The organism is Lysinibacillus xylanilyticus, assembly GCF_001183605.1.
Taxonomy (GTDB): domain Bacteria; phylum Bacillota; class Bacilli; order Bacillales_A; family Planococcaceae; genus Lysinibacillus; species Lysinibacillus xylanilyticus.
Window position 1 is genome coordinate 1,074,856 of the sequence record NZ_LFXJ01000005.1, and the last position, 23,154, is coordinate 1,098,009.

Consider the following 23,154-nt stretch of genomic DNA (forward strand, 5'->3'; position numbering starts at 1 on the left):
AGAGAATATTCAAATGCTTTTGAATGAAAGTTAAAGTCTTCAGCGATTAGTATCGTTTTGAAAAAGAGTAATGAACAGAAGGTAGCCATGCGTTGTTTTATTTATGCAACTAATGTTTATGATCCTGCGTCAAGGGAATAGGAAAGTTAGTGATACATATTGAAGCAACTATTGCAACTTTTTCTTGCGGTAAAAAGCTCAAAACGATAAAGCTGTGAAGAAATTTTTAAAATTTATTGGGCCTGTCACTAGCTATTGACAGGAAATGCTATTATTATTAGGTAGAGAATATAAATAGAACATGCGTTTGTTTTTTGGAGGGGAAATTTTTGGCGAATAAACAGTCACCAAGCGTCTATAATGATGACGCCATTCAAGTATTAGAAGGATTAGAAGCGGTACGAAAACGACCCGGCATGTATATCGGTTCTACAGATGGCCGTGGACTTCATCACCTTGTATATGAAATCGTCGATAATGCGGTGGATGAAGCACTGGCTGGCTTTGGTTCTCATATCATTGTCAAAATTCATAAAGATCAAAGTATCAGCGTTCGAGACTTCGGCCGTGGAATGCCAACAGGTATGCATAAAATGGGGAAACCAACTCCAGAGGTTATTTTCACTGTTTTACATGCTGGTGGTAAATTCGGACAGGGTGGCTATAAAACAAGTGGTGGTTTACATGGTGTAGGTTCTTCTGTTGTTAATGCTCTATCCACTTATTTAGAAGTAACGATTCACCGCGATGGTAAAAAGTATCGTCAACGTTTTGAAAACGGTGGCCATCCTGTGACGACATTAGAAGAAATTGGACAAACAAAACAGACAGGAACACATGTCCATTTTTTACCGGATGATTCGATTTTCTCTGTAACAAAATACAATTATGATACGCTTGCAGAACGTTTACGTGAGTCAGCATTTTTATTAAAAGGCTTAAAAATTGAGCTAATCGATGAACGCGAGGAAGGCAAAGGCGATGTTTTCTTTTATGAGAACGGCATTGAAGCTTTCGTTGCGTATTTGAATGAGGAGAAAGATGTACTTCATCCCGTTAAGTATGTTGAAGGGATTCAAGACGAAATTGAAGTAGAATTCGCCTTCCAATACAATGATGGTTACTCTGAAACAATCCTTTCATTTGTTAACAATGTACGTACACGAGATGGTGGGACACATGAAACAGGTGCTAAAGCAGCGTTAACACGTGTTTTTAATGAATATGCACGAAAAATTGGTCTGTTAAAAGATAAAGATAAAAATCTTGAAGGGACAGACATTCGAGAGGGCTTAGCGGCGATTGTTTCTGTTCGTATACCAGAACATTTACTGCAATTCGAGGGTCAAACGAAGGGTAAACTAGGGACGAGTGAGGCACGATCTGCAGTAGATAGTGTTGTCTCGGAGCAAATTTTATATGTGCTTGAGGAAAACGCTGAATTGTCTGCATCTCTTGTGCGTAAAGCTATTCGTGCGCAACAAGTACGTGAAGCGGCTCGTAAAGCACGTGAAGATGCACGAAACGGCAAAAAAAGCAAAAAAGGAAGTACGATTCTTTCTGGGAAATTAACACCAGCACAATCTCGAAATGCGGCGAAAAACGAGCTGTATTTAGTCGAAGGTGACTCTGCAGGAGGCTCTGCAAAACAAGGCCGAGATCGTACGTTCCAAGCGATTTTACCATTGCGTGGTAAAGTTATAAATACGGAAAAAGCAAAGCTGCAGGATATTATGAAAAATGAGGAGATTTCAACGATTATCCATGCCATTGGTGCTGGCGTTGGAACTGATTTCTCTGTCGAGGATTCATCCTATGATAAAGTTGTTATTATGACCGATGCTGATACTGACGGAGCGCATATTCAAGTGCTGCTGTTAACGTTCTTCTATCGTTATATGCGACCTTTGATTGAAGCTGGAAAGGTATTTATCGCATTACCACCACTTTATAAAGTATCAAGAGGCACTGGAAAAAAAGAAGTGATTGAATATGCTTGGACCGAAAATGATTTACAAACGGCCATTAAAAAAGTTGGAAAGGGTTACATATTACAGCGTTATAAAGGGCTTGGTGAGATGAATGCTGACCAGCTGTGGGATACGACAATGAACCCTGAAACGCGTACATTAATTCGTGTGACAATTGAGGATGGTGCACGTGCTGAAAGACGTGTGACAACATTAATGGGCGATAAAGTAGAGCCACGCCGTAAATGGATCGAAGCGAATGTAGACTTCGGTATGGAGGATGATTCAAATATTTTAGACAATGAATTCATCCAACAAGAGGAGGACCAAGCATGAGTAGTACAGAAAAATTCCAAGATTTACCTTTAGAAGAAGTTATGGGTGACCGTTTCGGTCGCTATAGTAAATATATTATTCAAGACCGCGCGTTGCCTGATGCACGTGACGGTCTTAAGCCTGTGCAACGACGTATTTTATATGCGATGTTTACAGAGGGCAATACGAACGAAAAACCATTCCGTAAATCAGCAAAAACTGTCGGTAATGTTATAGGTAACTATCACCCACACGGTGATAGTTCAGTATATGAAGCAATGGTGCGTATGAGTCAGGATTGGAAGGCGCGTCATATGCTTATCGAAATGCATGGGAATAACGGTTCCGTTGATGGTGACCCCCCAGCAGCGATGCGTTATACAGAGGCAAGACTGTCTGCTATAGCAGCGGAGATGCTACGCGATATTGGCAAGAAAACTGTTGAATTTGTACCAAACTTTGATGATCAGGATATGGAGCCAACTGTTTTACCCTCTCGTTTCCCGAACCTACTAGTCAACGGCTCAACGGGTATTTCGGCCGGCTATGCCACTGATATCCCTCCTCACGCACTTGATGAGGTGCTAGACGGTGTTCTTATGCGCTTAGATAACCCAAATACTACTGTTGATGAATTAATGACCGTTATTAAAGGGCCTGATTTCCCTACAGGTGGTATTATTCAAGGTGTTGATGGTATTAAAAAAGCATATGAAACTGGACGCGGTAAAATCATTGTTCGTGCGCAAGCAGTCATTGAGCCAATTAAAGGTGGTAAAGAGCAAATTGTTATTACGGAATTACCGTATGACGTTAATAAAGCAAATCTTGTGAAGAAAATCGATGAGCAACGTGTAGATAAACGACTTGAAGGAATTGCGGAAATTCGTGATGAATCGGATCGTACAGGCCTACGTGTTGTTATTGAACTGAAAAAAGAGGTTCCTGGACAAGGAATATTAAACTATTTGTTCAAAACAACTGATTTACAAGTAGCTTATAATTTTAATATGATCGCTATCCATAATCGTCGTCCGACAATGATGACATTGCCGTTGTTACTGGATTCTTATATAGCCCATCAAAAGGAAGTCGTGACGAACCGCTCCATTTACGATTTGCAAAAGGCTAAAGATCGTTCGCATATTGTTGATGGTTTGATCAAGGCACTGTCCATCTTAGATGAAGTCATTGCAACAATTCGTTCTTCTAATGATAAACGAGATGCGAAAACGAATTTACAGGTGAAGTTTGACTTTACAGAAGTGCAATCAGAGGCAATCGTTAGTTTACAATTATACCGTTTAACAAATACGGATATTACGGAATTACGTGCTGAACAGGAAGAGTTAAATAAATTGATTGCTAAGCTTGAAGGTATTCTTAATAGTGAAGCAAAACTTGTTCGTGTTATTAAACAAGAACTACTCGACATTAAAAAGCGTTTTTCGGAGCCACGTCGTTCAAAAATCGAACAAGAAATTGAGGAAATCAAAATTACGTTAGATGTCCTTGTCCCAAGTGAAGAGGTTGTAGTGACTGTCACAAAGGATGGCTATATTAAGCGTACATCTACACGTTCACATGCAGCTTCGAATGGTCAGGATTTTGCGATGAAGGATTCCGACTATTTATTATATGAAGCAAATTTAAATACACAGCATCATCTTCTGCTGTTCACAAATCGAGGCAATTATATTTATCAGCCTGTCCATGAACTACCTGATATTCGTTGGAAGGATCTTGGTCAGCATATTTCAAGTATTGTGCCGACCGGGGAAGATGAATCTATTATTGCTGTATATGGTTTTGAGACATTCGAACAAGCAAATACGTATATTTTAACGGCTACGAAAGATGGACAAATTAAACGTTCACCTTTAGCAGATTACGCTGTTACACGCTACTCTAAGCCGATAAAAACGATGAATGTCAAGTCAGGCGATGAAATGATATTTGCAGGTATTGTCAAGGACGAGGCAGAATTAATGTTAACGACAGATACTGCCTATGCTATTCGTTTCCCAATGGAGGAATTACCGGTAACTGGAGTAAAAACAGGCGGCGTCAAAGGGATTACACTGAAAGACGGAGAAGCATTAGTCGGCGTCAATGTTTTACCGCCAAATGACACGGCATATGTTGCGATTGTGACGCATCGCGGTGCTGTGAAGAAAATGAATGTTGCCGAGGTAGAGATGACGAGTCGTGCAAAACGCGGCTTAAAAGTGTTAACAGAATTAAAAGCGAACCCACATCGTATCGTAGCTGTAGTTAAGGTAACTAATGAGGAACAGCTATTGATTGAAACGGAAAAAGGTATGCAAGAGATCCTTGATGTACAAGCATTAACTCGAGCAGATCGCCATTCGAATGGCTCCTTTAAAGTGGATATATCTACAGACGGTGCCATTTCAAAAGTCTTTGCGGTCAAAAAAGAAGAGAAATAACATTAATAGCCCATGCTCCTTTGAGAGCTGGGCTTTTTTCAGTTATATGGAAACCGATGAGCTTGTGCTAGTCTAACATTACAATCTAAGAAGGGGGATTGTAATGTGACGCTTACCCGAACTTAAAAAATAACAATGAAGTCGTTTGAAAATCCAAGTTTTATTACATAATATCGACCGATTTCCGAAATAAGTGGAAAAACAACCTTAAGAAGAAACAGGTACTTTTCTTTCATTCCGTTCACTAACTTTAGCATATAGCGTTTTTGTTATTATGTAGTACAAAAATGTACCAGTTAATCCGAGAATAAGGAGTAGTCCGCTCATATATATGGGGCGCATCCACTCTCCAATAATGATTAATAACGAAGATATAATCATAGCTCCGTAGATAGTCAAGCTATTAAAAGCCATATAGGTGCTACGAGCGTTTGATGGGGCAAGTTCTCCTATCATCGCCTGTTTAATAGGGATATACATCAGTTCACCAATTGTTCCAATAAACATGGCAATAAAAAGAAACAACACGCTATTTGAAGAAGCAAAAACACTAAAACATATAGAGAAGATCAACATTCCTGTAACAAGAGTCCAGCGCTCACTGCATTTTTTAAATAAGAATAATACAACACTTGATAAGAGAACTACAAGAATAGTATTCTCTGTTCGGAGAAAACCAAGCATTTTTGTGCCGTCTACGATGAAATCTATGCCAAACAATGAAGCCGACTGCTGGGGTATATCTTTTTCAAGACGAATCCCAATATAGTTGGATAAAGACTGTTCCAAGGTGAAAATCAAGATTGCTCCTAAAATATAAAACATGAACAGCTTATCTTTAAATACGGTTGAATAGGTTTGAAACATCTCTACTAGTGAAAATTCTTTCTTATGAGTAGAAGAAGTCTTAGGTGAAGGTTCTGGTAAGTAGGTTTCTGTGATAAAGAATATGGTCATGAATACAGATAGCAAAGAAATTAGTGAAATCCCAATAAATAGCTCAAATAAGTAGTTTTTAAAAAGAAATGCGCCAATGATTCCTCCAATTGCAGTTGATAAATTCCCCAACCAGTAGCTAATTGTAAATACGAGCTTTCTCGATTCGGAATTAGTAACATCAATAATCATAGCTTGTGCGGCTGGCTGAAACATTCCTCCACAAAACATATTGATGATGAAAAATGCTGCAGAAATATAAGGAAGGTTAAACCAAGGTGAATTACAAAGTGCTATAAACAGATACGAAAGCAATATACCAATTTCAGCATAAATCATTATTTTTTTTCGCCCAATTTTATCTGAAATATGCCCTCCGATAAATCCTCCAATGACCCCGCTAATCACAATTATTATAAGAATAATACCCGTTTTAGTAGCTCCGATGTTTTGAGTAAAATAAATTGCCAGAAAAGGTATAACAGCCATGGAAATAAGACTGCCTAAAAATTGCATGGCTAGGCGAAGTTTGATGTTAGGATGGATATCTCTCAATTTCATATAAATCACTCCTCGTATAATAAGTAAGCGCTTTTCCGATAAAGGAAGAGGTGGTCTTATTGACTCTTTTTATGTTTTCCTGTTTGAGTCCTGCATAGCTAGGGGAGTCAAACAGGAAATCATCCAAACTATTTTTCATGTGGAACAAAATATTGTCTACAGATTCCGCCCTGTTATTTGAGTTTCCTAATATTATAGGTACGGGTGAAGGATAGAGAATGTTTATAAATTAGAAATAGGTCCAAATAATCTTAGAGCTTGTTTCGTAATATCCTTCCAAATCAAGTTTGTATATTCATCAATAAACGTTAAACGCATTCCGTTTAAGATGGATAAGTATGACGCAGCAATTAATAAAGGTGACTCTTCATAAAAGTATCCAAGCCTTTGACCCGCTTCGATAACCGGATAAATACAGTCTATAAATAAGTTTACAAAAGCATCTAGTTCTTTAAAAAGCTTTGGAAATCGTTCAGGTCTTGCAAGAACCTGTTGAATTAATCGTAGGTATTCACTTCTCGTTGCAAAAAGTTGCACATGACAATCTATCATTTCTTTAATTATTTCAAGAGGCTCACCTTTAAAGCGTTCTTCTATTTCAATAAAATATGGTTTGATTTCCTCCAAGGGCTCCAATATTGCCGCTTCATAAAGTTCTTCTTTTGAATTAAAATACGTAAATACGGTGCCAAAGCTAACTCCTGCTTCCTTAGCAATTTCGGCCACTTTTGTCTCTGCAAATCCATTTTCACTATATAATTTAATTGCGGCATTTAAAATTGTAGATCTTTTTCTTTTCTTTTTTTCATCATTAGTAAGTATCGAATTCATTTTAATACTCCTTTCATAATAAATGATTGATTAATCAATCAAATTTTATTGTAGTTTGTTTCCATTGTCAATATAATAAAGGATTTTTTTCTATATTTACAGTTAGTTAAATTATTTATGGTGCTTTCAGTAAATCGAGCCTTGTCATTTCCGGATAGATATGGGTATAATAATCACGAAAAGTTCATATGGAAAGAATGTAGGGGGGCTGGTGTTGCCAGCTGAGATAGTGTCCGATAGACGCTGACCCTTTGAACCTGATTTGGCTCGTACCAGCGTAGGGAACATCTATTCAAAAAGTAAAATTTTTTGATATTGATTGTAAAACGTCTGGGAGGAATCCTGGGCGTTTTTTATGTTTTCAGACTTTTGTTGCATGCACAGAACTTGAGTGTAAACAGACCGTGAATACGCTTTCTTCTGATCAATTATGCCTCGGCATAATTGCGTCCGGAATCGGCTTTGTGCTTGCACAAAGCACTCCTTTCCGATTCCGTGACATCCGCCGGAGGCTTTAACTTCTTTCAGCGGGTATATGTACAAACGATGGAAAGTAGCTTAAATCAGCATTTATATCATTACCTATAGAGATGGTAGACTTCTGTACTATCGCTAAGCTTTTGGTACAAAAGACATTTGTAGCTAATGTTTCACTTTCGCTACTAAGACATTCTCTGAAAGAAGGTAAACACATTCATCATTCATTCATGAACACTTTCACATTACTTACTTGGAGGATTCAGCATGAGAAAATGGTTATTCATCCTAATGGCTGCACTTTTAACTTTAGTGGGCTGTAGCGAAAAAGAGGTTAAAAAGGATGCAAAGGGATTAACGAAAGTGTCAGTCGTTCTTGATTGGACACCGAACACAAATCATACAGGTTTATATGTAGCGAAAAAACTTGGCTACTTTAAGGAACAGGGCTTAGATGTCGATATTTTATTACCTGGCGAAACGGGAGCTGATCAGCTTGTGGCGTCTGGCAAGGCTCAGTTTGGAGTAAGTTATCAGGAAGGGATTACACAGGCACGTGTGCAGGATGTACCTTTAGTATCGATCGCAGCGATTATTCAACATAATACTTCTGGCTTCGCATCCACTGCATCAAAAGGCATTACGTCACCAAAGGATTTTGAAGGTAAAACATACGGTGGCTGGGGTGCACCACTTGAAAAGGCTGTACTACAATCACTAATGCAAACAAAAAATGCAGATATTAATAAGTTAGATATTGTCAATGCGGGAGATTTAGATTTCTTCACAATGATGAAAAAAGATATTGATTTTGCGTGGATTTATTATGCATGGACAGGTATTGAAGCAGAATTGCGTGGCGAAAAACTAAACATGCTATATTTAACAGATTATAGTGATCAGTTAGATTATTACACACCTGTACTTGCTACAAATGAAAAAATGATTAAGGATGATCCTGAGACGGTAAAAGCATTTGTCGCTGCTGCAGCAAAGGGCTATGAATACGCGATAAATCATCCAAAAGAAGCGGCTGATATTTTACTAGAAGCGGTACCTGATTTAGATAAGAACCTTGTCCATAAAAGTCAGGAATGGCTAGCAGATAAGTATCAAGACGACGCTGCACAATGGGGCGAGCAAAAGCTATCTGTTTGGGAAAACTACGCGAAATGGATGACAGACAACAAAGTTTTAGAAGGCGAATTTAACGCAAAACAAGCATTTACAAACGACTTTTTACCGAAAAAGGAGACGAAGTAGTATGGCAAACTCATTAATTAGTGTACAAATTATCCCGAAAACTGAAAAATATGAAGATGTTATCCCATATGTCGATGCAGCGATTGCTGTTATAGACGCATCAGGGGTGAAATATGAAGTTCATCCGTTAGAAACGACAATGGAGGGTGAGCTATCGACTTTGCTACAAATCATTGAAAAAATGAATGATAAGATGATTGAGCTTGGCGCTATCAATGTCATTACGCAAGTGAAAATTTTATATCAGCCATCAGGTATTACAATGGATACGCTAACGGAGAAATACCAGTGATGAAGCAAGCTGTTAAACAAGGAAGGACGATAATTTTTATCGCCTTCCTCTTATTCATATGGGAACTTATTGTCCGTTTTGCAGACGTGCCACATTGGCTATTGCCTACACCAAGTTCCATTTTGAAAGAAGGCTTTCAATCGTATGAGACGTTTGTGCCACATGCTTTAGCGACTGTTCAATTAGCACTTCTAGGTCTTGCCATTGGAATATTGTGTGGGCTAACGGTTGCCGTGCTATTACATCGTTTTACATTTGTACGAGAGCTGTTTTATCCTATTCTCATTATGTCACAAAATGTCCCTGTGCTCGTCCTAGCACCGCTCTTAATCATTTGGTTTGGCTTTGGTTTATTGCCAAAGCTTATTATTATTTGTCTTGTGTGTTTTTTCCCGATTGTTATTTCGGCAATGGATGGCTTTCGTCAAACCTCACCTGAGCTGAAGCATTATTTTGAAATGATTGGGGCAACGAAAGCACAAACCTTTTGGAAGCTTGAATGGCCCTATGCGTACCCGGCGATTTTTTCAGGCATTAAGATTGCGGCAACTTATAGCGTTATGGGAGCTGTCATTGCGGAATGGTTGGGTGCGAAAAAGGGGATTGGTGTCTATATGACATTGGCACAATCTTCATTTCGAACAGATCGAGTGTTTGTAGCGATTTTTGCCATCGTATTTTTAAGTTTACTATTATTTAGTGCTATTCGATTATTAGAAAAACTTGTTGTTAAGGGGAGTGGACGCCATGCTAAGCATTCAAAACATTGATAAATCCTTTGATGCTCTTCCGGTTATTCGCAATTTATCTTTTGAGGTGAAGGACGGGGAATTTGTTGCGATTATCGGTCCGTCAGGTAGTGGAAAAAGTACACTCTTTCAATTAATTGGTGGCGTTACTTCTATTGATAAGGGCGCTATTTTATTAAACGATACAGATATCCAGCAAAAAAGAGGAACGATTGGCTATATGCCTCAGCAGCCCTGTTTACTACCGTGGCGTACGATATTAGAAAACGTCGCGATTGTCGAGGAGCTTCATCGAAAACCAAATGTTGAACTTGCCAAGGAATGGTTAGATAAAGTAGGGCTCGCAACGTTTGAACATGCGTATCCTAATGAGCTGTCGGGCGGTATGCAACAGCGGGTATCGTTTATTCGCGCAATTGTCAGTAATAAGCCCATTTTATGTTTAGATGAACCGTTTTCTGCACTGGATGAGTTTACAAGGCTTGAAATGCAGGCGTGGCTATTATCGATATGGGAGAAAGATCGAAAATCTATATTGTTCGTTACACATAGTATCGAGGAAGCTCTCTTTTTAGCGGATCGTATTATCGTACTCACGAAACGACCAGCGACGGTTAAAAAGGAAATGATAGTACCTTTTGCAAGGCCACGACAAGAAGAAATTCGCCATTCCGCTACATTTACGGCTTTGAAGCAACAGTTGTTCACGTATTTAAAAGAAGAAAAGGATGAGGCGAATGTTGATTGATGCACATATTCATTTAGATCAGTATAACGAACACGACATACCAACTTTGCTTGAGGAGGCTGAACATGTCATTGCGGTTAGTATGAATCTTCCATCGTGCGAGAAAACGTTGAAGCTGTCAAAAGCTTATACGAAGGTAAAGGCAGCGTTTGGTTTTCATCCCGAACAACCGTTACCTAGTGATGCGGAGGAAGAGGCGTTATTCAAGTGGATACGCCAACACTCACATGAAATGGTGGCGATTGGAGAGGTAGGGTTGCCTTATTATTTGAGGCAGGAGAAGGCGATTGATGTTCGTCCGTATGTGGCATTGTTAGAACGGTTTATAGTATTGGCGAAGGAATTAAATAAACCAATTGTGTTACATGCTGTTTATGAGGATGCGGCGATTGTTTGTGATTTGCTAGAAAAACATCAAGTAACGAAAGCACATTTCCATTGGTTTAAAGGTGATGAGGAAGTGATTGATCGGATGATTTCTAATGGATATTTCATTTCTGTGACGCCTGATTGTACGTATGAGACTGAGATTCAACAGCTTATTAAAAAATATCCAATCGAACTGATGATGGTAGAAACAGATGGACCATGGCCATTTGAAGGTCCTTTTGAAAATAAGCGAACATCTCCTTGGATGATGGATCATTCCGTAGAGGTTATTGCTTCGATAAAGGGGCTTACAACACAGGAAGCTGCACGCATCATCACAAGAAATACGACAATATTTTATAATTTATAGCAAAAAACACAGCTGTTCTTTTAGAATGGCTGTGTTTTTTTAGTGCCGATATCGATGATAAAAATATTAGAAACTATAGCTTACATTAGGTTACGATGGTGTTCTTAGAAACGTCCACTTTTAAGCGAAAGTTTAAAAAGGGATATATATTAACTCAACTTTCGCAGAGCAAAATAGGAAGGCAGGCCATGATATAGCCTTGCAAACCTTTAATCCAAGACCCTCTCCTCACTTAGAAAGAGATTGCGCCACTGCAACAAACCTTTTTACCCCTTCTCTTAGTTGTTTTTCATTTGTGTAAGAATAGCTTAAACGTATCCAGGATGATAGTTGTTTTAATGGATCACAAACTTGACCTGGCACAAAGGATATAGATTGTTCGATACTTTTGGTTAGTAATAATTCAGTAGGAAGTGTATCTGGGAGTTGCACCCATAAATTAAGACCGCCCTTTGGACTAATCCATTTCCAATCTGTTACTGCTAGCTCTTCCTCCATAATTTCCTTTCGAATCTGTAGGGCGATCCGGATTTTCTCCAAGTGCTGCTGCAATCTTAGTGATGAAAAGTAATGGAGGAAAATTTTTTGATTGAGTAATGGTGAGCCATTATCAGCTAACGATTTTACTGTTAGTAGTGAATTCATTAATGATGATTGACAAATAACAGCCGCAATTCTCAATCCAGGTGATATATATTTGCAAAAGCTTCGGATATAAATGACTGTCCCAGCAGTATCATATGTGTAAATTGGTGGTGGCGGGGCATGATCAAAATAGATGTCGTGATAGGCATCGTCCTCAATTAATAGACATCGATATTGTTCAGCTAATTCTACTAATTTTTTGCGCTGCTCAACTGAAACAGTATAACCAGTTGGGTTATGGAATGTTGGGTTGAGATAAAATAGGCGTGGTTTATATTGTTTCATATATAATTCAACCTGCTTTAAATCGTACCCGTCTGGATGGATATCAACCGTTACAATCTGCGCACCTTGTGCTCTAAAAATATCAATCGCAGAACTATAGCTTGGACGTTCAAACAAAACGACGTCTCTTGGCTTAATGAAAGTTTGAGCGATTAAGTGAATCGCTTGCTGTGAGCCAGAAGTGATTAACAGGTCATCTGCATTGAGATGAGTTTTATACTGAGTAATAAAATATTGAGTGAGTGTTTCACGTAGCTCTAAATCACCTTGCACAGTTGAGTAGGTTGCAAGTACTTTTGGATAAAGGTCAAACACTTTCTTCACGTAATCTGAAAAATAATGATTAGGCAAAAGATTTGGATCAATTAACGCCTGAGAAAATTGATAGGAAACAGGTGATTGATGGATTTCAGATAAATGATTTTTTTGAACGTAGGCAGAAACAATTGGATTGTCCAAATGTAGATATTCAAGATTTTTCGTCACATTTGATTGGACAAAATAGCCTGCTTTATCTTTTACATAAACTTTGTCATGCTTTTTCAGTAATTGATAAGCCTTTAATACAGTTAATCGATGAACATTCATTTCAGATGCTAATTGCCGGACGGAGGGAATCTTTTCATGATCTTTCCATTCTTTGCGTTCTATTCGGTCCAGTACATAATCATATACTTTCTTAAAAAGATAATCACCATTTTGAATCGCTTTGCTCACATCGATTCCTCCTATTCAAGACGATTGTACCACGATCCAATCTAATCTGTTCTATCTTTTTCAATCTGTTCTACCGTCTTTCTTTTATGATAGAAAAAGAGGAGGAGTTTTAAATGGTTATTATTAATTATTTCTTCATGTGTTTGATTTTTGGAACGACATTTTTAGTGATTAAAATTGGTGTTGATGCAGGAGTGCCTCCATTTTTATCAGCTGGACTTCGTTTTTTCATTGCTGGTTTGCTGCTATTTAGTTTTATGGTTTGGAGAGAGAAAACGACAATAAGGTTATTATTTCGCAAAGAGATGTTTTTTACAGGAATAGGTTTAACCTTTGGGACGTTCGCCACATTATACTGGGCAGAGCAGTATGTGACATCAGGGATTGCAGCTGTCTTATCTGCAACAGGTCCAATGATGATCATAGTTTTTCAGACATTCATATTGAAGCAAAAAGGAAATTGGAAATCATTCATTGGCTGTGTCGTCGGAGTCATTGGTGTCACGCTCTTGATCCTACCTAGTTTTTCAATTGAGATTAGTCCCTTCTGGATGATTGGTTGTTTCGCCATTATATTGGGTGAAGTTTTTTACGCATCTGGAACGATTTATTCGAAGCATGTCATCCGAAAGTTTGAAACGACATCACCAATTGCTTTAAATGCAGCGCAAATGATGCATGGTGGGATTTTATTAATCATTTTATCATTTTTTACCGAGAACATTCAGCTTGATTATCTTTTGAGCCCAGCTTCAATTGGCTCTCTTCTTTATTTAACTATTTTTGGTTCAATGATCGGCCATAGCATTTATTATTGGCTTGTCTCACGGACAAATCCTGTTTTTCCTTCTACATGGCTGTATATTTCACCATTAATTGCCGTTATGCTAGGTGTTACCTTCTATAATGAATATATTTCTTGGCTAACAGGCATAGGAACTTTGACGATTATTGTAGGAACGGTTCTAGTCAATTTCGAAACATTACGGAAGCTGCTTTTGAGGAAGGGGACTGTTCTTCAGGATTAAAAATTAAACCGCTAGATTTTGTTCCAGTAAATTCAAATTTATGCCGGAATTGGACCAGATTGTTGAAGAACAGCAGGGACTTTTATGTAGCAAGTCAAAATTAATAGCATGTTTGTGTTATTCAATGAATTTGCAGGTTAGTGTGGTAATTAGTAATACTGTGTAATATAGAATATTACATACAAAATTAGCTTTACTCATTCGACGTTCTTGTGTAACTAAACCACTCTTTTACATCAATAAAATCTAACTATAAAGGAGCCTAATGTTATGGAAATTTCTAAGGGAGTAGAGATGCTCCAGCTTGAATATCACGGAAATATTATTCATCCAACTCTTTTATGGGATCAAGAAATGGCTGTTCTAATCGACACTGGTTTCCCTAGACAAATAGAAGATTTTCGCGTGGCAATGGAAAAGGTAGGAGTGTCGTTCGACAAACTAAAAGTTATCATTTTGACGCATCAGGATATAGATCATATAGGTAGTCTTCCTCAGATATTACAGGAGTGTGGAAGCAATATTACAGTTTATGCTCACGAACTAGATAAGCCTTATATCCAGGGGGATTTACCTCTTTTGAAAGACGGGCACATAGAGAATCCACCGAAGGGAAAAGTGAATGGTACCTTGACTGACGGCCAAGAACTGTCGTATTGTGGCGGGATTCGTGTCATTCATACTCCGGGGCATACGCCTGGCCATATCAGCCTATATTTGAAACAAAGCAAAACACTGATTGCTGGGGATTCGATGTACAGTGTTGACGGAGTAATTGGGGGAATTCATGTACCAACCGTACTGGATTTACAAGAGGCTCGTCTCTCTTTAAAGAAATATCTAGACCTCGATATTGAATCTGTGGTTTGTTACCACGGGGGATTAACTAAGGTAAATATTAATGATCAGATACAAAAAGTAATTTCATATTAAACATAGGTTGTTTTCGAAAATATTGTTGCTATTCAACTAACGAAGCAGGTTAGTTTAATAGTTATAATGGTAAAAAATAGTTATAATGTTAAAAATAGTTGTGGTAGATTTATTAAAAGGAGGAATTATTAATGCAGAATATAGTTCGTTTATTATCGGAAAAGGATATAAAAGAAGCATCAATCATTTTTACTGATGTTTTTAGTTCTAATCCTTGGAACGAACCTTGGAGTATACAAACATCTTACAAACGATTGTTAGATATAAGTAATACTCCAGGCTATATAGGGATAGGTTATTTTAATTCAAATAATCAAATGACTGGTTTTTTAGTTGGTAATGAAGAACAATGGGCAGATAATACGAGCTTTTACATAAATGAAATCTGCGTTCTACCTAATGTTCAAACAAATGGGATTGGTACGAGTTTATTAATATATTTAAGAGATATCCTGACACAGAAAAACGTTGATACGGCATATTTATCAACTGAAAGAGGTAAAGGTAAACCAGAGTTATTTTTTAGAAAGAATGGCTATGTGACAAATGAATCCAGAGTATTAATGACAATGACCATTTCTTGATTTTAGTACACCATAATACCTTTACTTCTTATTAAACTCCCATGAAAGAACTTAATCATCTTTCATATTCTGTGGTGTAGCTCGGGTTTTGCGCTACATGGATGGCTAAATGGGCAGGTTAGTTTAAGTAGGAATTAACTTATTATCAATATCACAGAAGGTCGATAATGCAAAAAAATGATTGATCAAGAATATGCTATTATTTACCATAAATATATTTTTTAAGTAACGGTGAAATACGTTACTATTATTTAAAGTATAACTTTTAATGGGAAAGGAGTTTTAAAGGTGAAAAAAGAGAGTGATCATTTATATTTCATCGATAATATAAAAATAGCATTAATTATGCTTGTAGTAGCTCACCATGCTGGACAAGCCTATGGGCCAGGTGGTTGGTGGTATTTTTTAGATGATGAATCTATCAACTGGTTAGGCCGGTTTTTCTCTGTAAATGCAGCATTTTTTATGAGTATGTTTTTCTTTTTATCAGCCTATTTTCTCCCTCAATCAATCGCGAGAAAAGGGCCGAAACGGTTTTTAAAAGATCGGCTTATTAGAATTGGTATTCCATTACTACTGGGATTTCTCGTGATAATTCCTATTCTGATGTATTTATATTACATTAATTTCAGAGATTATGAACCCATCTCATTTTTTTCTTACTATGTTAATATATTTTTTGGACTTGGTAGTGAACCCACGAATTGGTCTGGACCATCATGGCCTGATATGCAATTTGGCCATTTATGGTTTTTAGAGCATTTACTTGTGTATGCGGTTCTGTTTTCAATCTGGACCTTCTTTACATCCAAGAAATCCACAAAAAAATTAGACGGAAACATTAAGGTTTATCAGATTCTCTCTCTGTGGTTGATCGTTAGCTTAGTGACTTTCATTACAAGGATATGGTTTCCTATTGATCATTGGACAGCTTTCGTAGGATTTATTCAAACAGAATTTGCACATGTACCACAGTATGTGAGTTTCTTTTGTTTAGGCATTATGGCTTATCATCGGAAATGGTTTTTAACTTTGAGTGTGAGAGTAGGATGCATCTGGCTTATTATTGGAGTATTAATAGTAACTATTTTGTATTTTGGAGGGAATACGGTAGATCCTTTTCTTTTAAAGGGTGGACAAAACTTTGGTTCGTTGACTCGATCATTAATTGAGACGTTACTGTGTATTTCGCTTGTAATCGGTCTTCTAATATTATTTAGAGAAAAATTTAACGGCACTAATCGTTGGTCTAAAATGTTATCGAACAATGTATTTGTTGTTTATTTCATCCATGTCCCAGTAGTTGTCTTCCTTCAATATACATTAAATGACCTACCAATATCAGTCTGGATTAAATTCCTTTTGACGGCATTTTTAGGAATCATTCTAAGCTTTTTGCTAAGTCATTTTGTATGGCGAAAGATTCCATACCTCAAAAAAATGATGTGAAAGGAAATAATATTTAAATAATGAAATGTGAAAAATGAAAATGCCGCATTATTGCTGCCTTTTGTTTTAGTAGGATAATGATGTGTCATAAAAATTATGATACTTGTTCAACTCCCATGAAAGAACTAAATCATCTTTCATATTCTGTGGTGTATCACTGGTTTTGCGCTACATGGATGGCTAACGGGTGATTAAGTTGAAGAAGATAGCCAAACCAGAAGCAACAATCTTTGAGAAAACAGCCTAAAAATAAAAATTTATTTTACCCCCATCCAGAACAGGACGGGGGTATTCTTTTGGGATTATTTAACTTTTGTTGTGTTATCGTATTATTGACATTATTTGCATTTAATATTATCGTTAAATGGAAAATAAGGAAAATAAAAATGTTTTTTCGTTTTCCTATAGGCAGGTGATCATGTTGAAAGATAGAATTTTAAAGGTATCAATAAGTGAAGCTGAACGAAAAGGCTTCCGATTTACGATGGGGGAGTTAGCAAAACAGCTTGGTATGAGTACTAAAACATTGTATGGATATTACCCCTCAAAGGAAGAACTTCTAAATGAAATGATTAATCTTGCAATTGATGAACTGAAGATGAAAGAGGAAGAAATACTGCATGATTCAGCTTTAAATCTTTTAGAAAAACTACAGAAATGTCTTGTACTCGTTCCAGCTGATTTTAAATTTGCAAAGCTCCAATATTTAGAGGAGCTTCAACGATATTACCCGAAGCAATGGAAAACACTCGATCAATTTATTCATGAACAATGGACAGGCATCTTTTCGTTAATAGATGAAGGGATTGCTGCAAATCAAATACGTCCATTTAATAAAGAGATATTTATAGAAGTCTATGTTGGAGGGCTTTATCGATTGATGGAACATGCATCAAAAAACAGAAATATGATTTCACTTCAGGATACAATGCAGGAAATGGTGGACATTCTGATGCTTGGGATTCTTAAAGAAAACGTTCAGAAAGAAAATTAAGTGGGGGCTGTAGATGAGTAAAACTTTAAGATTACTATTTTTCGTTACAGATTTCTTTTTTATACTCTATTGGCTAGTCACATTTTTTCATTTGATTCCAGAAGAGTATTTATATCAGGATTATCAAAATGAATTATTAGTTATATGGAATTGGTCGTTTTTCCCGTTAGATATTTTAATTTCAGTTACTGGTTTTATAAGTCTCTACCTTTTTAAAGTGAAAAATGAAAAGTGGAGAGCGTTTGCCTTATTATCTCTTGCACTAACATTTTGCTCAGGACTACAGGCGATTGCTTTTTGGACAATAAAGCTTGATTTTGATCTTATGTGGTGGATACCTAATCTTTTTCTTTTACTTTATCCATTGTACTTTATTCCAAAGCTTATTACATTTAAATATCATGATGTCTCACTACAAGCAAAACACAACCACTAATCATCCTCTGTGTGGTTGTGTTTTTTATGTTTCGTGAAATTTTGTTCAAGGTTTTCTTTTTTAGTTTTTGTTACACGTTCATGTGTACTGAAAGGGGAGAACTGGCGATTTTTTTCAACGTCTTTCCCTTTCGTACGCTTGATATGCGAGCGCTTCTTTTTTGCTTTTGATTGAGTCATTGTTATCCCTCCTTGTTATTGTAAATATACCATAAAATAGGGTTTATTTCCGTTCTGGCTGTACGCTTTACTGGGGGACTTCGCTTAGGGCAACAAGTTAAGAAAAAGAAAAACCTCGTAAGTATTATTAACTTACGAGGTCACTGTTATATTAGTGAGATACGTCCTGTACAGAAATACCTGTGTTTGCTTTAACATCCACTTCACGATATTTCTTAGCATCTGATTCCTTAGAAAGTAATGTTCCGATGAAACCTCCAAGGAAGCCAAGTGGAACAGAGATTATCGCTGGATTTGTTAACATAATTAACGGATCACCAACGAAAATTGCTTTTCCTTCAACTGGATTCCAAAGGTTTGGTGAAACTGCAACTAGAACTAAGGCAGAGATTAAACCTGTTAACATTGCCGTTATAGCACCAGCTGTATTAAAGCGTTTCCAGTAGATTGTATAGATGATTACAGGTAGGTTAGCTGAACCTGCAATACAGAATGCAAGTGATACTAAGAACGCTACGTTTAATGTTTGTGCACCAAGCGCTAAAAGGATTGAAATAACAGCGATTGTGATAGAACCGATACGAGCTGCAAGTACTTGCTCTTTCTCTGTAACTTTTCCTTTTTTAATGATTTGACCGTAAATATCATGTGATAGGGCAGATGCGCCAGAAAGTACAAGACCAGCTACTACCGCTAAGATTGTTGCGAAAGCTACCGCACATACGAATGAGAATAAGATGTCCCCACCAAGCGCATCCGCAAGAAGTGGAGCAGCCATGTTACCAGCAGCATTTGCTTCGATAATTTTTTCTTTACCAACGAATTTAGCTGCACCGAAGCCCAAGAAGATTGTAAGAATGTAGAAAATACCTACAATCCAAGTAGCCCAAATAACTGAAGAACGAGCAGTTTTCGCATCTTTTACTGTAAAGAAGCGCATTAGGATATGTGGAAGACCCGCTGTACCTAATACTAATGCGATTAACATTGAAATAGTATCAATACCATTTGAATATTTAAGACCTGGATTCAAATAAGCTGCACCGCTTTCAGTTGCAGTTTCCATTTCTTTAAACATAGTTGCAATACTAAAGCCGAACTCTTTTAATACTAAGAATGAAATAATAACTGTACCTATCATTAAAAGACAAGCTTTAATAATTTGTACCCAAGATGTTGCGGTCATACCACCGAAAAGTACGTAAGTCGTCATCATAAAGCCTACGATTAAAACGGCAACCCAATAGTCGATTCCTAAAAGTAATTGAATAAGTGCACCTGCACCAACTAGTTGTGCAATCATGTAGAATAATACAATTGTAATAGTGCTTAAAGCTGCTGTACCACGTACTTTAGAGCTATCAAAACGCGCTGTGATCATGTCAGCTAAAGTAAATTTACCAAGGTTACGTAATGGCTCAGCTACGATATATAAAACCACTAAGTAAGCTACTAAATAACCAATAGAGAAGAAGAATCCATCAAATCCAAATAATGCAACTGCTCCGGCTATCCCTAAGAAAGATGCTGCTGATAAGTAGTCACCAGCGATGGCTAGTCCATTTTGCCAGCCTGTTAACCCACCGCCTGCAGTATAGAAATCACTGGCAGAAGAAGTTCGTTTAGATGCCCACCATGTAATAATTAATGTTAAACCAACGATTGCTACGAAGAAGAATATGGCTGTAAAACTCATTCCGTTATTCATCGGCGGCCACCTCCGTTCTCGTACTCAGCGATAATCGCCTTTGCTTCTTTATCAAAGCTATTTGCTTTTGCTACATATAAGTGACATAAGCACCAAGTCATGATGAATAGCCCTGCTGAATATACCCACACCCAAGTAATTTCCCCAAATGCCTTTTGGTGTAGTACTGTCGTGTACGAAGTAAGAATTGGTAGCAACATGTACGCTGCTAAAAAGAACACAGTCATTGACCAAAGAAATGATTTCTTTTTTCGCACAAGTGCTTTAAACGATTCTTGATTTGCAATCGCATCATAGTCAATCATGATGCCCTTATTGCCTTGATTGTTCCCCATTAACATTCCCCATTTTGTGTTTATTTTTACTGCTTAAATACTTAATTTTGCTAGTTTAGTGAATTCACATCTTCATTTTATGAGAGAGTTCACAAAATTGCAATACTTTTCAGAAAAAATTATGAAAAAATAGTTTTTAGAAAAATAGTCTTAAAAGAGAATATACACGACAAATATGAGAAATATAAGGGTTTTGGAAAATTCTGATAAATAAATAGAGTTAGGTCAATTCTAGATTTCCAGGCGGGAAATTAAGATAAAATTTCAAAAAGAAAATGGTTTTTTATAAAAAATAAACACTATTTACTCAGTGAAAATCATCTTTTTTTGAAAGAGAATAGTATTGTTAGATAAATAAATTGGCAAATTATTTACAAAAAAAGTTAAAAAACCCGATGGAAAATCGAGTTTTTTAACTTGTTATTTTTATTATAAAGGATAGGACGATTGATATATCCTTTTACAATTATTTGGCTTGTAGAAAGCGATCAATGAGAGATATCGGAAACGGATACACCTGTATTTGCTTTCACGCGAATTTCCTTATAAATACGATCTGCTTCTTCCTGTGGTACTTTGCTAGAAGATAGTACAGTGCCTAAATAACCTGCGATAAAACCAAGTGGAATTGTAATGACCGCTGGAACTGCTAACGGTACGATTGGATTACCAACAAAGATTGCCGCACCCTCAACAGGACTCCATACATTTGGCCCCATGGCACCTAAAACTAAACAGGATACTAAACCAGTTACCATCGATGTTATAGCACCTGTTGAGTTGAACTTTTTCCAATAAATTGTGTAAAGAATAACTGGTAAGTTTGCTGAAGCACCGATACAAAATGCAAAGGACACTAAGAACGAAACATTCAGGTTTTGCGCAAATAGTGCAAGGATAATGGATACAATGGCAATAGAAATCGAACCAGTACGAGCTGCTACAACTTGTTGCTTTTCTGTTAATTTACCACCTTTAATGATTTCTCCATAAATATCATGGGAAATCGCAGAAGCTCCTGTTAAAACTAAGCCCGAAACAACAGCTAGAATGGTTGCGAATGCTACTGCACCGATAAATGCCATTAACACATCTCCGCCCAAGTAATTAGCAAGAAGTGGGGCTGCAGTGTTACCAGCTTTACTTTCAGCAAGAATTTTATCGATCCCTACAAAATTTAATGCTCCGAAGCCTAAGAAAATAGTTAATGAGAAGAAAATAGCTGTAATCCAAGTCGTCCATGAAATAGAAGAACGAGCAGTTTTGGCATCTTTAACTGTGAAGAAGCGCATTAAAATATGAGGTAACCCAGATGTACCTAAAACAAGCGCCATCATCATCGAAACCGAATCAATTGTACTTGTATATTTAATCCCTGGTACAAGGAATTTCTCACCATGATCAGTGGCGATTGTATCAAACATTTTCATAAGAGAGAAATCAAATTTAATTAATACTAATGTAGCTAATACGCCTGTCCCGAATAAAAGAAGGCTAGCTTTAATAATTTGCACCCAAGAAGTAGCTGTCATTCCCCCGAATAATACATAGGTAGTCATCATAACACCTACGATTAAAACCGCGATCCAGTACTCAATACCAAATAATAGTTTAATAAGGGCACCTGCACCTACTAATTGTGCAATCATATAAAGGATTACAATGATAATTGTTCCTGACGCAGCAACCCCGCGAATGCGTTTTTCATTAAAACGAGCTGTAAGCATATCGGCTAAAGTATAACGGCCTAAGTTACGCATTGGCTCCGCAATTACATAAAGAAGAACTAAGTTAGCTACTACATAGCCGACAGAGAAGAAGAATCCATCAAAACCAGTTAATGCAATCGCACCGGACACTCCAAGAAATGCAGCGGCAGATAAGTAGTCACCAGCGATCGCAAAGCCATTTTGCCAACCTTTAAGACCACCGCCAGCTGTATAAAAATCAGCTGCAGAAGACGTACGTTTCGCTGCAATATATGTTACTACAAGAGTTAAACCAACGATTGCTAAAAAGAAACCAACGGATACTAAGTTCATTTATTTTCCACCTTTCGCCTGATACTCAGCTAGTACTGCTGCTGCAGCTTTATCGAATGAAGCAGCTTTTTTCACATATACTGTACATAGAACGATTGTCATAATGAATAATCCTGCTGAATAAACCCAAACACCCGTAATATTTCCGAATAATTTTTGTTGTAGTACAGGTTGGAAAGCGAGGATTGGTAACAAAATATAAAGTGTTAAAAATACTGCTGTGATCGAGAAAAGGAAGGTGTTCTTCTTTTTTACGAACTTGTTGAACGATTCCATAGATTCAATTGCAGTATAGTCAATTGAATCTATATTTTTGCTCCCGGAAATGTTTGCCATTATTATTCCCCCTAAAGTGATATATTTCTGTTTCAAACGACATATTTCTTTATCTGCCGTCGTTATATTCACTTATTTTATGGGGAAGATTCTTATAATGCAATACTAAATTTTGAGTTTTTATAACTTTTAATCATTTTCAGAACATGGAA

Annotated in this window: 21 protein-coding genes and 1 riboswitch; of the genes, 13 read left to right on the forward strand and 8 right to left on the reverse strand. The window is 37.1% G+C overall.

Annotated elements, in window-relative coordinates:
- The first annotated feature begins 329 nt into the window (after positions 1-329).
- Together parE and parC are read left to right on the forward strand one after the other, a co-directional pair.
- A complete protein-coding gene (parE, locus tag ACZ11_RS08080; protein WP_049665165.1) occupies positions 330-2,306 on the forward strand; it encodes a DNA topoisomerase IV subunit B in 1,977 nt (658 codons plus the stop codon).
- Positions 2,303-4,735, forward strand: coding sequence for a DNA topoisomerase IV subunit A (gene parC / locus ACZ11_RS08085; protein ID WP_049665167.1), 2,433 nt, complete (start codon positions 2,303-2,305; stop codon positions 4,733-4,735). The genes parE and parC overlap by 4 nt, the downstream gene beginning before the upstream one ends.
- Before the next feature lie 207 nt (positions 4,736-4,942).
- On the opposite strand, the gene ACZ11_RS08090 is transcribed toward parC, so the two are convergent.
- The gene (locus tag ACZ11_RS08090; protein ID WP_049665169.1) at positions 4,943-6,232 is read right to left on the reverse strand and encodes an MFS transporter; all 1,290 of its coding nucleotides are present in this window, start codon (positions 6,230-6,232) and stop codon (positions 4,943-4,945) included.
- A gap of 222 nt (positions 6,233-6,454) precedes the next feature.
- Complete coding sequence (locus ACZ11_RS08095; protein WP_049665170.1) at positions 6,455-7,063, reverse strand: TetR/AcrR family transcriptional regulator; 609 nt, start codon at positions 7,061-7,063, stop codon at positions 6,455-6,457.
- 191 nt (positions 7,064-7,254) lie between these two features.
- Positions 7,255-7,364, forward strand: a riboswitch (TPP riboswitch).
- Positions 7,365-7,807: 443 nt separating this feature from the next.
- On the opposite strand from ACZ11_RS08095, the gene ACZ11_RS08100 reads away from it, so the two are divergent.
- The 5 genes from ACZ11_RS08100 to ACZ11_RS08120 are packed head-to-tail and all read left to right on the forward strand — an operon-like array spanning position 7,808 to position 11,331.
- Positions 7,808-8,803, forward strand: a complete 996-nt coding sequence (locus tag ACZ11_RS08100; protein WP_049665172.1) for an ABC transporter substrate-binding protein — start codon at positions 7,808-7,810, stop codon at positions 8,801-8,803.
- A 1-nt stretch (position 8,804) separates the two neighbouring features.
- Positions 8,805-9,095 (forward strand): thiamine-binding protein, encoded by a 291-nt coding sequence (locus ACZ11_RS08105; protein WP_049665174.1) that lies wholly within the window; start codon positions 8,805-8,807, stop codon positions 9,093-9,095.
- Positions 9,095-9,865: an ABC transporter permease gene (locus tag ACZ11_RS08110; RefSeq protein WP_049665175.1), complete on the forward strand. Its 771-nt coding sequence runs from the start codon at positions 9,095-9,097 to the stop codon at positions 9,863-9,865. The genes ACZ11_RS08105 and ACZ11_RS08110 overlap by 1 nt, the downstream gene beginning before the upstream one ends.
- Positions 9,843-10,592, forward strand: coding sequence for an ABC transporter ATP-binding protein (locus ACZ11_RS08115; protein ID WP_049665177.1), 750 nt, complete (start codon positions 9,843-9,845; stop codon positions 10,590-10,592). Before ACZ11_RS08110 ends, ACZ11_RS08115 begins: the two co-directional genes overlap by 23 nt.
- On the forward strand, positions 10,582-11,331 hold the full coding sequence (locus ACZ11_RS08120) for a TatD family hydrolase (protein ID WP_049665179.1): 750 nt from the start codon (positions 10,582-10,584) through the stop codon (positions 11,329-11,331). The genes ACZ11_RS08115 and ACZ11_RS08120 overlap by 11 nt, the downstream gene beginning before the upstream one ends.
- Before the next feature lie 228 nt (positions 11,332-11,559).
- Here ACZ11_RS08120 and ACZ11_RS08125 read toward each other — a convergent pair whose 3' ends face one another.
- The gene (locus ACZ11_RS08125; RefSeq protein WP_049665181.1) at positions 11,560-12,978 is read right to left on the reverse strand and encodes an aminotransferase-like domain-containing protein; all 1,419 of its coding nucleotides are present in this window, start codon (positions 12,976-12,978) and stop codon (positions 11,560-11,562) included.
- 113 nt (positions 12,979-13,091) lie between these two features.
- On the opposite strand from ACZ11_RS08125, the gene ACZ11_RS08130 reads away from it, so the two are divergent.
- The 6 genes from ACZ11_RS08130 to ACZ11_RS08155 all read left to right on the forward strand — a co-directional run bounded on the left by ACZ11_RS08130 (position 13,092) and on the right by ACZ11_RS08155 (position 18,402).
- Positions 13,092-14,006, forward strand: coding sequence for a DMT family transporter (locus ACZ11_RS08130; RefSeq protein WP_049665183.1), 915 nt, complete (start codon positions 13,092-13,094; stop codon positions 14,004-14,006).
- A gap of 270 nt (positions 14,007-14,276) precedes the next feature.
- Positions 14,277-14,939 carry an MBL fold metallo-hydrolase gene (locus ACZ11_RS08135; protein WP_049665185.1) on the forward strand — a complete coding sequence of 221 codons (663 nt, stop codon included), beginning with the start codon at positions 14,277-14,279 and terminating at the stop codon, positions 14,937-14,939.
- 131 nt (positions 14,940-15,070) lie between these two features.
- Positions 15,071-15,523 carry a GNAT family N-acetyltransferase gene (locus ACZ11_RS08140; protein WP_049665186.1) on the forward strand — a complete coding sequence of 151 codons (453 nt, stop codon included), beginning with the start codon at positions 15,071-15,073 and terminating at the stop codon, positions 15,521-15,523.
- Between the two features lie 288 nt (positions 15,524-15,811).
- Positions 15,812-16,972 (forward strand): acyltransferase family protein, encoded by a 1,161-nt coding sequence (locus ACZ11_RS08145; RefSeq protein ID WP_049665187.1) that lies wholly within the window; start codon positions 15,812-15,814, stop codon positions 16,970-16,972.
- A gap of 418 nt (positions 16,973-17,390) precedes the next feature.
- A complete protein-coding gene (locus ACZ11_RS08150; RefSeq protein WP_236690807.1) occupies positions 17,391-17,966 on the forward strand; it encodes a TetR/AcrR family transcriptional regulator in 576 nt (191 codons plus the stop codon).
- 13 nt (positions 17,967-17,979) lie between these two features.
- On the forward strand, positions 17,980-18,402 hold the full coding sequence (locus ACZ11_RS08155; RefSeq protein ID WP_049665191.1) for a DUF5360 family protein: 423 nt from the start codon (positions 17,980-17,982) through the stop codon (positions 18,400-18,402).
- On the opposite strand, the gene ACZ11_RS08160 is transcribed toward ACZ11_RS08155, so the two are convergent.
- From ACZ11_RS08160 to ACZ11_RS08180, 5 genes are all read right to left on the reverse strand, one after another.
- Complete coding sequence (locus ACZ11_RS08160) at positions 18,399-18,581, reverse strand: hypothetical protein (protein WP_049665192.1); 183 nt, start codon at positions 18,579-18,581, stop codon at positions 18,399-18,401. The two genes, ACZ11_RS08155 and ACZ11_RS08160, sit on opposite strands and share 4 nt — an antisense overlap.
- 151 nt (positions 18,582-18,732) lie before the next feature.
- Positions 18,733-20,277 (reverse strand): solute symporter family protein, encoded by a 1,545-nt coding sequence (locus tag ACZ11_RS08165; protein WP_049667121.1) that lies wholly within the window; start codon positions 20,275-20,277, stop codon positions 18,733-18,735.
- 8 nt (positions 20,278-20,285) lie between these two features.
- Complete coding sequence (locus ACZ11_RS08170; protein ID WP_049665194.1) at positions 20,286-20,624, reverse strand: DUF485 domain-containing protein; 339 nt, start codon at positions 20,622-20,624, stop codon at positions 20,286-20,288.
- 488 nt (positions 20,625-21,112) lie between these two features.
- Positions 21,113-22,666, reverse strand: a complete 1,554-nt coding sequence (locus tag ACZ11_RS08175) for a solute symporter family protein (protein WP_049665196.1) — start codon at positions 22,664-22,666, stop codon at positions 21,113-21,115.
- Complete coding sequence (locus ACZ11_RS08180; protein WP_049665198.1) at positions 22,667-23,002, reverse strand: DUF485 domain-containing protein; 336 nt, start codon at positions 23,000-23,002, stop codon at positions 22,667-22,669.
- Positions 23,003-23,154 lie beyond the last annotated feature (152 nt).